10 protein-coding genes are annotated in these 13,456 nt (G+C 67.0%); 2 read left to right on the plus strand and 8 right to left on the minus strand.

Translation table 11 applies throughout. The features are described from left to right. Positions 1–13: 13 nt before the first annotated feature. The 4 genes from AC06DU_RS13670 to rraA all read right to left on the minus strand — a co-directional run bounded on the left by AC06DU_RS13670 (position 14) and on the right by rraA (position 4,573). Positions 14–610, minus strand: a complete 597-nt coding sequence (locus AC06DU_RS13670) for a plasmid pRiA4b ORF-3 family protein (protein ID WP_478202640.1) — start codon at positions 608–610, stop codon at positions 14–16. A gap of 251 nt (positions 611–861) precedes the next feature. Continuing rightward, positions 862–2,127 carry a cation:proton antiporter gene (locus tag AC06DU_RS13675; protein WP_102584944.1) on the minus strand — a complete coding sequence of 422 codons (1,266 nt, stop codon included), beginning with the start codon at positions 2,125–2,127 and terminating at the stop codon, positions 862–864. Between the two features lie 330 nt (positions 2,128–2,457). After that, positions 2,458–4,050 carry a serine hydrolase gene (locus tag AC06DU_RS13680; protein WP_478202641.1) on the minus strand — a complete coding sequence of 531 codons (1,593 nt, stop codon included), beginning with the start codon at positions 4,048–4,050 and terminating at the stop codon, positions 2,458–2,460. Between the two features lie 22 nt (positions 4,051–4,072). Next, positions 4,073–4,573 (minus strand): ribonuclease E activity regulator RraA, encoded by a 501-nt coding sequence (gene rraA, locus AC06DU_RS13685; RefSeq protein ID WP_478202642.1) that lies wholly within the window; start codon positions 4,571–4,573, stop codon positions 4,073–4,075. A 278-nt stretch (positions 4,574–4,851) separates the two neighbouring features. Between rraA and AC06DU_RS13690 the strand changes: the two genes are divergently transcribed. Together AC06DU_RS13690 and AC06DU_RS13695 are read left to right on the plus strand one after the other, a co-directional pair. Beyond that, positions 4,852–5,685, plus strand: coding sequence for a DUF72 domain-containing protein (locus tag AC06DU_RS13690; RefSeq protein ID WP_478202643.1), 834 nt, complete (start codon positions 4,852–4,854; stop codon positions 5,683–5,685). Positions 5,686–5,722: 37 nt separating this feature from the next. Continuing rightward, complete coding sequence (locus tag AC06DU_RS13695; protein ID WP_478202644.1) at positions 5,723–6,670, plus strand: DMT family transporter; 948 nt, start codon at positions 5,723–5,725, stop codon at positions 6,668–6,670. 88 nt (positions 6,671–6,758) lie between these two features. Here AC06DU_RS13695 and AC06DU_RS13700 read toward each other — a convergent pair whose 3' ends face one another. From AC06DU_RS13700 to AC06DU_RS13715, 4 genes are all read right to left on the minus strand, one after another. Continuing rightward, positions 6,759–7,883, minus strand: coding sequence for a GGDEF domain-containing protein (locus tag AC06DU_RS13700; RefSeq protein ID WP_209271869.1), 1,125 nt, complete (start codon positions 7,881–7,883; stop codon positions 6,759–6,761). A gap of 74 nt (positions 7,884–7,957) precedes the next feature. Continuing rightward, positions 7,958–8,680, minus strand: a complete 723-nt coding sequence (locus AC06DU_RS13705) for a pseudouridine synthase (RefSeq protein ID WP_104568218.1) — start codon at positions 8,678–8,680, stop codon at positions 7,958–7,960. A 48-nt stretch (positions 8,681–8,728) separates the two neighbouring features. Beyond that, on the minus strand, positions 8,729–11,134 hold the full coding sequence (locus tag AC06DU_RS13710; protein WP_478202645.1) for a putative bifunctional diguanylate cyclase/phosphodiesterase: 2,406 nt from the start codon (positions 11,132–11,134) through the stop codon (positions 8,729–8,731). Positions 11,135–11,406: 272 nt separating this feature from the next. Beyond that, a complete protein-coding gene (locus tag AC06DU_RS13715; protein WP_046343498.1) occupies positions 11,407–13,341 on the minus strand; it encodes a DEAD/DEAH box helicase in 1,935 nt (644 codons plus the stop codon). Between the last annotated feature and the right edge of the window lie 115 nt (positions 13,342–13,456).

Below are 13,456 nucleotides of genomic sequence, written 5' to 3' on the forward strand. Positions count from 1 at the left end.
GTGTCGGTCGTGCTCATTCGCGGACACGTGCGAGCAGGCGGTTGACCTCGACTAGATCGAAATGGCCCGGATCGAAGCGCCCGCCCAGGGTGGCCAGCTCCTGCACATGTTGCGCATGCTGCGGGTCGGCGATGATCCGCAGCAAGGCCTGGTAGCTGTCGATTCCTTCGCTGCTCTCCGGCGGGCAGGCATTGGCGCCGTCCACGCAACGGGCCGCGCGCAGGCTCGCATCCGGCGGCAGGATCGCCTCGACCTGGACGCGGTGCTGCCAACCCGCGCCGGCACCGTAGAAATAGTCGAACCGCTCCAGCTCGCCCACCGCGCTTTCGATGCTGACCCGGGCGGCATGCTTGAGCCGTGGCCGCTCCGGCACATCCAGCCCGGACTCGCCGTAGCGGCCGCCGCCCAGGTCGAATTCGTACGGATGCGCACCGCTCCAGCCCATCACCGGTTGCAACACACGATGCAACGTGGCCAGGCGCAGCGCTCCGGCTACCAGCACGCGGCGCCAGATCAACGGCGCGCTGTCCACCAGCGAAACATGCAGCTGATATACCGGCGCAGGCGTGGGTACCGCCTGCTGTGCAACTTTCTTCTTGGCCTTGGTCATCGGGTCTTGGCTACCTGTTTGCGCTGCAAGTATGCAGCGATGCGCCACTGGCTGCATCGCTGCGCACCCGACGCCGCCGAGTTGCGCGTTGCCAAGGCCAATGACGCATGCGAGCGCGCGTGGGCGGGAAACGCGCGTTCGGCATCTCGCAGCGTGGCGTGGCGAGCATCAAAATAATCGTGCAGCCCCATCGCTACCTAATCGTGACGCGATGGTAGTCCGCATATCAGCGACAAAACGAGCCAGCGGCCTCAACGCTGCTGCAGGCTCGGCACCGCAGCGGTCACGTCGGCGTGGCGACGCATGATCCAGTTGAACAGCGGCGTGGCCATCAGCGTGGAGAGGATCGCCATCAGCACCAGCACCGAGAACAGGCCTTGTTCGATCACGCCGGCCTGCAACCCGATGTTGATGATGATCAGTTCCATCAAACCGCGTGCATTCATCAGCGAGCCGATCGCCATCGCATCGCGGTTGTTCTCGCCGGTGATGCGTGCGGCGGCCCAGCAGGCCAGTCCCTTGCCGATGAACGATGCGGCCAGAATCGCCACGCCGGCCAGCATGATCTGCGGCTGCAGCAACACGCTCAGCTGCGTCTTCAAGCCGGAATAGGTGAAGAACATCGGCAGCAGGAACACCACCACGAACGGCTGCATCATCTCGCGCAATTTTTCGGTCAACGCGCCCCTGGGCAGGCAGACGCCGAGCAGGAAGCCACCGAAGACTGCATGGATGCCGATCGCATCCATCGCCCAGGCGCTGAGGCAGAACAGCATCAGGATGACTGCCAACACGCCATTGCTCAGCGGTTGGTCCTGCACCACATAACGCTCGAGACGACGCAGCAAATGCCGGCCGACAAAGATCATGAACGCCGCATACGCAACGCCGCCGCCGATGGCCAGATAGGCGCTGCCCCAGCTGCCGCCGAAGCTGGCCAGCACCACGGCAAGAATGCACCACGCCGCCGCATCGTCGAACGCACCTGCAGTGAGTGCCAGCGTGCCCAACGGGCTATTGGTCAGCCCGCGCTCGTGGATGATGCGCGCCAGCATCGGGAAGGCGGTAATGGCAATGGCCGCGCCCAGGAACAGCGAGGCCTCCATCAACTTGGCTTTTTCCGAGAACAAGCCCTCCACGTTGATCAGCCACGGACACATCGCGAAGGCCAATGCGAACGGCACCGCGATCCCGGCCAGCGACACGCTCATCGCGCTGCGATAGCGTGCACGGAAATGATCGCTGCGGAAGTCGGTGCCGACCAGGAACATGTACAGGCCCACGCCGAACTGGGCCAGCACATACAGCACGTCCAGCGTCTGCTTGGGAAACAGCGCCGCCTGCATATCCGGCAGTAATATGCCGAACAGCGACGGACCCAACGCCACGCCGGCAATCATCTCGCCGACTACCTGCGGCTGCCCCACCCGCTTGGCCAGCAATCCCACCAGACGACAGATCAGCAGGATCACCGCAGCCTGCAAGAAGAAATACACCGACATCTGCGGAGTGGTCATGCGTTGGGCAACATCCCTGAGAAGTGCGCGGATCATAACGAGCCGTGCCGGCCGGCGATAGCATCATGCAGCTGGCGCCAACGCGCCGTCGGGCGTCGGCACGCCTGCCTGCACCGGCAGGCCCGACCACGTGACGCATGCCCACCGAGCCCGGTTGCCGGCACACGCCACGATCAATGCATCCTGCAGCCCACATCGCGGCGCAGATGACACCCGAAAGCCCTGCAACCGGTTGGTGATGGCGTGGACGGCACACCGATACTGCACCGGCCGCCGGCCACTACACGCTCCGTGCGGTGACCGTGACCCGCTTGCAGGACGAGTGATGTGTCACTTGTGTCCGGCTTGCTCCGCTGCCACCGGCGTCAACACCAGATCCTGGAAATCGAAGCTGAAATCGGTCAGCGGCGAGATCGCCTCCATCCGCATCTCGCGCACCGCGCCATCCGGGGTCAGCGCGAAATTGACGAAGGCATCGGCATTCAGGCTGCGATCGTCCCAGCGCACGATGAAGCTGTCGTGTTGCCAATGCTCCAGCGTGCCGATCAATTGCGCGGTCTTGGAAAACTGCAGACGCAGGCGCTTGCCGTCCTGACGGATCACCACGTCGCCGTACCACGGGTCGCGATAGGTCGCCGCATAGCTGCGCAACGGCAACGACGGCGTGGAGCGCGCTGCGCGTGCGTCCTGATGCTTCTTCCAGCTGGTGTCCGCATCGCCGTCGGCCTTGGCCACCGCCTTGGCATAGGCAGCGGTCCAATCGGTGGCCGGCATCTGCAGGAACGCATCCAGCACCTGCAGGGTCACCGCATTGAAGGCCGCACCGATCTCCTGATTGGTCAGCACCACCACGCCCAGCTGCTGGTCGGGCACCAGCGTCAGCCGCGACACCATGCCCGGCCAGCCGCCGGTGTGCCACACCAGCCGATGGCCGCGGTAGTCGCTCAGGCTCCAGCCCTCACCGTAGCCGGCAAAATTGGGGCGTGCCGCCGCCAGCTCCGGCACGGCCGGGTCGGCAATCGCGATCGGCGTGATCATCGACCACATCTCCTGCTGCCGTTTGGCACTAAACAGCGGCGTGCCATCGGGCAGGATGCCGCCGGCCAGTTGCACCTTCATCCACAACGCCATGTCGTGCGCGCTGGAATAGATGCCGCCGGCACCGGAGTTGTTGGACCAAGTCAGCGGCGCGACCGTGCGCAGCTCGGTGAAGTCGTACTTGGCATGGCCCACGGCCGCGTTGTCGCCCGGTTGCAGATGGTCGGCATTGAAGCGCGTACCGCGCATGCCCACCGGGGCGAAGATGCGTTGCTGCAGAAACGCCGCATAGGTCTGCCCGGAGACCTGCTCGATCACCTTCTGCGCCACCGCATACAGGATATTGTCGTAGGCGTAGCGATCGCGGAAACCGCCCTTCAGCGGCACCTTGGACAGGCGCTGCACCACTTCGTCGGTGCTGTAGCTGGTGGTCGGCCAGAACAACAGATCGCCCGCGCCCAGGCTCAGGCCGCTGCGGTGCGCGAGCAGATCGCGCACACGCATCTCGCCGCTGACGTACGGGTCGGACATGCGGAACCACGGCAGGTGGTCGATGACCTTGTCGTCGAGCGAGAGCTTGCCCTCGTCGGCCAGGATCGACAGCGATGCGGCAGTGAACGCCTTGGTGTTGGAGGCGATCGCAAACAGCGTGTCGGGCTGCACCGGCGCAGGCTTGCCGATCTCGCGCACGCCGTAGCCGCGCTCCAGCACCACCTGCCCATCCTTGACGATGGCCACCGCAATGCCGGGCACATCGAACTGCTTGCGCACGCGTTCCATCTGCGCGTCGAACTGCTGCATGCCGGCGGGAAGCTCGGCCGCCTGCGTCGTCACCAAGCTAGCCAGCATCAGCACGCCTCCACTCAGCCATCGGTTCACGGTCACTGTCGCACGTCCTCTCGTTCGCTCAGGTCGATCCACCGGCACTGTCCAGCGACAGCGGCAGCGGTGCCACCAACACGCCGTTGCCATCGGCATACAGCCAATGGCCGGGCACGAAGGCCACGCCGGCAAAATTCACCGGCACATCCACATCACCCAGATCGCGGCGCTCGGTGCGGCGGGGGCAGGCACCCAGCGCCAGCACGCCCAGCGGCAGCGTGGCCAGGATCTCCACATCGCGCACGCAGCCGTGGATCAACACGCCGGCCCAGCCGTTGGCGACCGCCTGCATCGCGATCTGGTCGCCCAGCAGCGCGTGCTTCAACGAGCCCTGCCCGTCCATCACCAGCACACGGCCGTCGCCAGGCGTGGAGGCCAGCTCGCGCACCCGCGAGTTGTCCTCGAAACAGCGCACGGTGACCATCGGCCCGGAGAATGCCGCACGTCCGCCATAGGAGCGGAACAGCGGCTCGGCGATGCTCACCTCGGGAAAGCGGTCACACAGATCGGGCGTGGTCCAGGTCATCGCTGCGGTCCGAAAGTGGCGATCTGCGATGGTAGCGGCATGGCCGCGTCCGCGTAAGCCGCCGATCGCCCAGCCGGCTGGCCGGGCGGTGCCTGCATCGAGTGCGCAACGCCTGCATGCCGCCGCGCGCCAACGGCCGCGCCTGCCTGGCAGTGCGCAAGCGTTTTGGCAGCCGCCGCTTTGCCGCGGAGCCGGCGGGGCTATCATCTGGGCGGCTTGCCACATCTGTGCGTCTGCGAACATGCCAGGCGCGCGCTCACGCCAACGTGGAATCTGTCATGACCGATCTGTTCGCCGCCACCCCGCCCGCGCTCGATGGCATCCACGTCGGTATCGGCGGCTGGGTGTATGCGCCATGGCGGGCGGGGATGTTCTATCCGCAAGGGCTGGTGCAGCGCCGCGAACTGGAATACGCAAGCCGCCACGTCACCGCCATCGAGATCAACGGCACGTATTACGGGACGCAGAAACCGGCCACCTACGCGAAGTGGCGCGACCAGGTGCCGCCCGGGTTCGTCTTCTCGGCCAAGGCACCGCGCCGCATTACCCAGTCGCGCAAACTGGCAGGCACCCAGGCGCAGGTGGACGACTTCATCGGCGGCATTGTCGAGCTCGGCGATACGCTGGGGCCGCTGGTGTGGCAGTTCGAACAAGGGCATCGGCTGCAGGCCGACGACCTGGACGCCTTCCTGTCGTTGCTGCCCAAACGTGCCGGCAAGCGCGTGCTGCGCCATGTGCTGGAAATCCGCGACCACGACGCGGTGGATGCCGCGCTGCTGGCATTGGTGCGCCGGCATGGGGTGGCCACGGTGTTCACCGATTCGGACGAGCATCCGTCCTTTGCCGATCTGTCCACCGACTTTGTCTATGCGCGGCTGATGCGCAGCCAGGCGCGCCTGCATGCCGGCTACCCGGCGCCGGCACTGGCGCGCTGGGCCGAGCGCATCCAGGCCTGGCGGCGCGGCGACGATGTGGCGGACCTGCCGCATATCGACGCATCGACGCACCCCGCAGCCACGCCGCGCGAGGTGTTCGTGTTTTTCATCAGTGCTGCCAAGGAGCGCAATCCGGCCGCGGCGATGGCGTTGCTGCAGGCGTTGGGGGCGCGCTGACAGGGGCGTTGCGTCGCGTCTTCGGCGACAATGGCGCATGCCCACGACCGACCTGCGCAAGGCGCAACTGCAAATCCATTTCTGCGTCCTGCTCTGGGGCATCACCGCGATCCTGGGCAAGCTGATCACGCTGCCCGCGTTGCCACTGGTGTGGTGGCGCATGTTGATCGTGGTGGTGGCGCTGGCGCTGTTGCCGCGGGTGTGGCGCGGATTGCGCGGGCTGTCCGGCCAAGTGGTGCTGGGCTATTGCGGCATTGGCGCCCTGGTGGCCCTGCACTGGCTGACCTTCTACGGCGCGATCAAGCTGGCCAATGCCTCGGTGGCGGCGACCTGCATTGCACTGGCGCCGGTGTTCACCGCCGTGATCGAGCCATGGGTGACGCAACGCCCCTTCCGCCCGCGCGAATTGCTGTTCGGCCTGGCAGTGCTGCCCGGCGTGGCGCTGGTGGTCGGCGGGGTGCCGGATGGCATGCGCGCCGGCGTGGTGGTCGGCGCAATTTCGGCGGTATTCGTCGGCCTGTTCGGCTCGCTCAACAAGCGCATGGTCGCGCATGCCGACCCGCTCACCGTCACCGCACTTGAGCTTGGCGCCGGCACCTTGACCCTGACGGTGCTGGCGCCGGCCATGCCGTTGTTGCTGCCGTCGCTGCATGGCGACCTGATGATCATCCCCAGCCTGAACGACGGCGTCCTGCTGCTGGTGCTGTCGCTGGCCTGCACGCTGCTGCCGTTTGCGCTGGCACTGGTGGCGCTGCGCCATCTCAGCGCCTACTCGGTGCAGTTGGTGACCAACCTGGAACCGGTCTACGCCATCGTGCTGGCGATCGCACTGCTCGGCGAGCAACGCGAGCTGACCCTGCAGTTCTATCTCGGCGTGGCGATCATTCTCGGCGCGGTGTTCCTGCATCCGGTGCTGGAGCGCCGGCGCAAGATCGTGCACCCGGAGCTGCTCGGCACTGCCGAGGCGAAGAACATCGTCGACTGACCGCACGGCGCAACCAACAAACGCCACCGTCGCAGCGGCCCAGGCCGCGACCGGCCTTATCGATGACGCACCCGCGTGCGCACGCCCCCTACCCCAACGCCACCACCTGATCACGCCCGCCACGCTTGGCCGCATACAGGGCCTGGTCGGCGCGCTTGATCACCGCCTCCACGCTTTCCTGCGGATGCAGCGTGGCCACGCCGATACTCACCGTCACCGGCAGCGCGATCGTCATCACCGCCACGCTCTGGCGCAGGTATTCGCACTGCACGCGCGCCTGCAGCAGATCCACGTTGGGCAGCAGCAGCACGAACTCCTCGCCGCCATAACGCGCAATGGTGCCGGCACCGGCCACATGCGCACGCAGCAACGCCGACAGTTCGCGCAGCACCACATCGCCCTGGTCGTGCCCATGCACGTCGTTGACGGTCTTGAAGTGGTCCACGTCCAGCAACGCCACCGACAACGGCTGGCCTGCCGCACGCGTCTGTTCCATGGCCGCGGCCAAGGCCACTGAAAACGCGCGTCGATTGGGCAAGCCGGTCAGCGGATCGGTGCGGGTCTGCTCGACCAGATCGGCATTCAGCGCGTCCATCTGCGCGTAATAGCCGGCCAGCTGCTGCTCGTACCATTCGCGCTCGTGCAGTTGCTGGCGCAGGCGCTTGCCGGCCAGGCGCAGTTCCAGCAGATGCGCGGCCTGCCGCGACAATGCCTGCAGGGCAGCACGCTGCTCTTCGCGCAGATGCGCCGGGGTCTGGTCGAAGACGCAGAGCGAGCCCAGCGCCATGCCCTCGCTGGTCACCAACGGCGCGCCGGCATAGAAGCGTACCGCCGCGCTGCCGGTCACCATCGGATTGTCGTGGAAGCGCGGGTCGAGCAAGGTGTCGTCGACCATCATCACTTCATCCGGGCGCAGGATCGCATGCGCGCAGAACGAGATGTCGCGCGATGCCTCGCTGCGCGGCGCGCCATGTGCGGACTTGAACCATTGCCGCTGTTCGTCCACCAGCACCACCGCCGCCATCTGCGTCTCGCACAGCGTGGACGCAATCATGGTGAGGTCGTCGAAGGCACGCTCGGGCGGCGAATCCAGCACTTCGTACTGACGCAGCGCTGCAAGCCGCTCGGCTTCGTTGTCCGGCAATGTCGGTTTGATCACTCTGCCCGCTCCCCAGCTGGCTGTCGGCGGCGGAAGTATGACCGAGCCGGTCATGCACGGCCATCGGGTTGCGCCTGCGCAGCCGATGCACCGTGCTGTTGCGGTTCAGTCCAACGCGCGAGAAACGCTCACCAGTCGGTGCGTTGCGGCAGCAGTCCACGCAACTCCGCATCGCTGAGGTTGCGCCACTGCCCGGGCTTGAGCGCGGCCAGCTTGATGTTGTCGATGCGCACCCGGCGCAGCTGGGTCACGCGGTAGCCGAATTCGGCGGACATCAGGCGGATCTGCCGGTTCAAGCCCTGCTCCAGCACGATGCGGAAGCCGAACTTGGCGATGCGCGCGGTGCGGCACGGCAACGTGGTCTCGTTGTGGATGCGCACGCCGCGCGCCATACCGCGCAGGAATTCGTCGGTGACCGGCTTGTTGACCGCCACCAGATATTCCTTCTGGTGGCGATTTTCCGCGCGCAGGATCTCGTTGACGATGTTGCCGTTGCTGGTCATCAGGATCAGACCTTCTGACTCCTTGTCGAGCCGGCCGACCGGGAAGATGCGCTGCTCGTGGCCGACGAATTCGACGATGTTGCCCTTGACCGAACTTTCGGTGGTGCAGGTGACGCCCACCGGCTTGTTGAGCGCGATGTAGACATGCTTGCGGCCACCGGGCTTGCTGGCGGCGCGCGTGCGCAGCGGCTGGCCGTCCACCAGCACGGTGTCGTCCTCGCCCACCACCGCACCGGTGCCGGCAGCCACGCCATTGACGGTGACCCGGCGTTCGCCGATCAGGCGATCGGCCTCACGGCGGGAGCAGAAGCCGGTTTCGGCAATGTATTTGTTGAGTCGGGTCGTCATCGGCCGATTATCGGCGATTTGGAGCGACGCGCGTGCACCAATCTGCGATCAGGACAGCGCCAGCAGCGGCTGCCCGGCGTGCAGCAGCTCGTCCAGCGGGCATGGACGATGCAGGCTGAAACCCTGCACCTGGCCGACACCGGCCTCGCGCAGGCCGGGAATGTCCGCCTCCGACTCCACGCCCTCGGCCACCACTTCGATCCCCAGCGCCAGGCCCACCTGCGCGATCGAGTGCACTGCCGCGCGGTCCACCGCGTCATGCGCGTAGTTGCGCACGAAGCCGCAATCGATCTTGAGGACATCCACGGTGAACTGCTTGAGATAGCCGAACGAGGCCAGGCCGTTGCCGAAATCGTCCAGCGCCACATGGCAGCCGCGCGCACGCACGCTCTGCACGAAGCGCTGCGCGTGCTCCAGATCGCCGATGACCGCGGTCTCGGTGATCTCCATGCACAGCTTGGGCACCAGGCTCGGGTAGCGCTCGAACAAGGACCACACGAAATCGAGAAAATCCGGCTGCGCGATCGACTGCGCGGACAGATTGACGTGGCACAGGTCCAGCGTGGCCACATGCATCGGACTGGCCGCCAGCTGCGCGCACAGCGTTTCCAGCACATGCACGTCGACCATGCGCCCCAGGCCGTAGCGCTCCACCGCAGGCAGGAATTCGCCCGGGCTCAGCACCCGCCCGTCGCGCGCGCGCATGCGCACCAGCACTTCGTACTGCAGGCGTTCCGGATCGCTCAACACCTGGATCTTCTGCGCATACAGCAGCAGCCGGTCCTCGGCGATCGCCTGCTGCACCGCGCTGATCCAGCCGCCGTCGTGGCGCCGCCGCGCCAGCGCCAGATCGTTTTCGCCGAAGCAGCGAATGCGGTTGCGCCCTTCTTCCTTGGCCGCATGGCAGGCCAGATCGGCGGCGGTCATCAAGGCATTGACGTCGCTGGCGCCCTGGCGGATTTCCACCACGCCGAAACTGCAGCTCGGCGTCAGCGGCCGTCCGCCCTGGTGGCTCCACGGCTGACCCAGCACCGCATGCATGCGCTCCAGCAAGGACTGCGCCTGCGCCAGATCGGTATTGGCCAGCAGGATCGCAAACTCGTCGCCACCCAGCCGCCCCAGCCAGTCGCCGGGGCGCAACTGCATGGTGATCACGTCGGCGAAGTGGCACAGGAACTTGTCGCCCACCGCATGCCCGAAGGTGTCGTTGACCAGCTTGAAGTGATCCAGGTCGACGAAGCACAGCGCATGGCAGAGCTGCGGCGATTGCGGCGGCTCGATCAGGCGCAGCAGCCGGCGTTCGATCTCGCGGCGGTTGATCAGGCCGGTCAAGGCATCGTGGCGCGCATGGAAGGCGACTTCGTCGGCCAGCTCGTGCGCATGCGAGACGTCTTCGATCACCGCCAGCACCAGGGTCGGCTCCTCCGGGCCGGGCTCCACCAGCGACGCGCTCCAGCGCCCCCACATCACCCCGCCGTCGGCGCGCAGCAAGCGCCGCTCGCCGGACTGCAGCAGTGTCGGCCAGTCGATCAGGCCGCGGCTGTCCAGTGCGATATGGTCCGGATGCAGCACCTCGGCCAGCGTGCAGGCCTGCAGTTCCTCCGGCCGGTAGCGCAGGATGTTGGCCATCGCAGCATTGGCATCGAGCACGCGGCCGCGCAGGTCGAACTTGACCATGCCCAGCGCCGCCTGCTGAAACGCGGTGCGGAAGCGGCCTTCGTGCGAGAGCAGATAATTGCGGATGCGGCGCATCGCCAGCACGCAGGTGATCAGCACCAGCAACAGGGTCGCCAGGCTGCAGACCACCATCACATCGTGCAGCAGCCGCGCACAGCGGACCAGCAGCGCCTGGAACTGCGCGGTATCGCCGCGCATGCGGCCGTCGAGCAGGTGCAGCTCGTCGCGCAGGGCCTGCAGCGCGCGCGGATCCGGGCGGCTGGCGGCCTGCACGGAGGCGGCCCGGTCGGCCAGGGTGCTCAGCTGCAGCAGGTCGGCGTCGGTGTGTTTCCACATCGCGATGGCGTCGCCCAGATACGGAAAGACATGGCCGTAGCGATACAGCCGCACCATTTGCGGCATGTCCTCACGGGCATTGCGGCCGGCGGCCAGCCCGGCATGGACCGCAGCCCAGTCGATCACCGGCTGCTCGACCGCCTCGCGTGCCGCGCGGTCGCCGAGCGGCACTTCCAGCGCCCGACAGGCGGCCTGCAGGTCGGCCGGATCGCCGCTGCCCAGGTAGCGCTCCAGCCAGTACACCGATTCCTGCTGGGCATTGGACCAGTGGCTCTGGCCGACGATCCAGGCCATTGCCCCGGACTGAATCTCGATCACCAGCGCCGAGAGCACCGCCATGCTGACGGCCATGCCGATCAACAAGGCCAAGGGAAGCGTCAGCCAGCCGCGCATCAGGTGCATGGTCCGCCCACCGCTCGTGCCGCCCGCCATCTGCGCCATTGTCATCCTCGCCCCCCTGCTGCTGCCCAATGCGATTCAGGCGCCCAGTGGGCGCCTGAAGGCAGTAGCGGCCGCAACGGCGCAGTCTGTATGGCTGCGCCCGCCCGGCCACGGTCGGCGCGGAACTTAGCATGGCTAACAGGGTACTGCCGACAATCGCTGCGGTGCCGGCGCATGACGCGCGTACACCGCTATGCATCGATAAGCATAGCGACTGCGGCGACCGGCCGGATCGGCCGGGCAGCCGCAGGCCGCCGGGTTGTCAGCGGTGCTTACTCGCCGCGGGGCTTGGGCGGTCCCTTGCGATGCGGCGCGCCGGCGCGGTCCATCGGACGGTTCGGGCCATTCGGGCGACCGGACGGCTTGCCGCCGCGCGGGAAGCGCGGCTTGGACGGCGATGCGGCCGCCTCGCCTTCCTCCAGCTTGCGCATGTTGAGCTGCTGGCCGGACACCCAGACCTTCTTCAGGTGCGTCAGCAGCTCGCGCGGCATGTCGGCCGGCAGGTCCAGGATCGAATAATCGTCCTGGATGTCGATACGGCCGATGTAGCGGCTTTCCAGGCCGGCTTCGTTGGCGATCGCGCCGACGATGTTGGCCGGCTTCACGCCGTGGGTGTGGCCCACTTCGATGCGGTAGCTCTCCATGCCGAACTCCGGCTCGCCGCGCGGGGCAACCGGATCGCGACGCGGACGCTCGGCGCCCGCGCCATCGCTGGCGAACGCCGGACGTTCCGCACGCGGCGGGCGTGCCGCACGCTCGCCATCGGCACGCGGGCCACGCTCGAACTTCGGCTCGAAGCGCGGACGCTCGCCGCGATCGTTGCGGTCGCCGCGATCGTTGCGCTCGCGCGGTGCAAATTCCTCGCGTGCACCGCGCACCGGCGGGGTCAGCAGGAACGGCGCATCGCCCTGCAGCAACTTGGCCAATGCCGCAGCGATATCGATCGCCGGTACGTTGTTCTCGCTCTCGTAGCGCTGCAGCAGATCGCGATACATCTCGATCTGGCCGCCGGCCAGGGTCTCGGTGATGCGGGTCATGAAACGTGCCACGCGGGTGTCGTTGACCGCATCCACGCTCGGCAGCTGCATTTCTTCGATCGGCTGGCGGGTGGCGCGTTCGATCGCGCGCAGCATGCCCTTCTCGCGCGGGGTGACGAACAGGATCGCGTCGCCGTTGCGGCCGGCACGGCCGGTACGGCCGATGCGGTGCACGTAGCTCTCGGTGTCGTACGGGATGTCGTAGTTCAGCACATGGCTGACGCGCTCCACGTCCAGGCCGCGCGCGGCCACGTCGGTGGCGACCAGGATGTCGAGCTTGCCGTCCTTGAGCTGGGCAATGGTCTTCTCGCGGGCGGCCTGCTGCATGTCGCCGTTGATGGCCGCCGCGGCCATGCCGCGTGCCTGCAGCTTCTGCGCCAGCTCTTCGGTGGCAGCCTTGGTGCGCGCGAAGATGATCATGCCGTCGAACGGCTCGACCTCGAGAATGCGGGTCAGTGCGTCCAGCTTGTGCAGGCCGCTCACCCACCAGTAGCGCTGGCGGATATTGGCCGAGGTGGTGGTCTTGGCCGCGATGGTGACTTCGGCCGGGTCCTTCAGATAGGTCTGCGCGATGCGGCGGATCGCCGGCGGCATGGTCGCCGAGAACAGCGCCACCTGGCGCTTCTCCGGCAACTTCTTCAGCACCGCTTCGACGTCGTCGATGAAGCCCATGCGCAGCATTTCGTCGGCTTCGTCCAGCACCAGCGTCTTGAGCTGGGACAGGTCCAGCGTGCCACGGTCCAGGTGATCGATCACGCGGCCGGGGGTGCCGACCACCACATGCACGCCACGCTTGAGCGCGCTCAGCTGCTGCGCGTAGGGCTGGCCGCCGTAGACCGGCAGCACGCGGAAGCCGGGAATGGCTTCGGCATATTTCTGGAACGCCTCGGCGACCTGGATGGCCAGCTCGCGGGTCGGCGCCAGCACCAGCGCCTGCGGCTTGAGCTGGTTGAGGTCGGCATTGGACAGCACCGGCAGCGCGAACGCGGCGGTCTTGCCGGTGCCGGTCTGCGCCTGGCCGAGCACGTCGCGGCCGGCCAGCAGCGCGGGGATGGTGGCGGCCTGGATCGGCGACGGCGACTCATAGCCGACGGCGGCAACCGCCTTCATCACAGCGTCTGAGAGGCCGAGGTCTGCAAACAGCAGCGGCGCGGGAGATTCTTGGGTCATTGGGTAACTCCGGAGGCGCCGCACGGAGCCGGCAGGCGCAAAGCAGCATAGTGTGCGCCCTCGGGCCCCCTGCTGTCGAAATTTCCGTGACAGTCCGTTCAGCTTGTGAGGATTC

The organism is Xanthomonas sp. NCPPB 3200 (assembly GCF_056393585.1).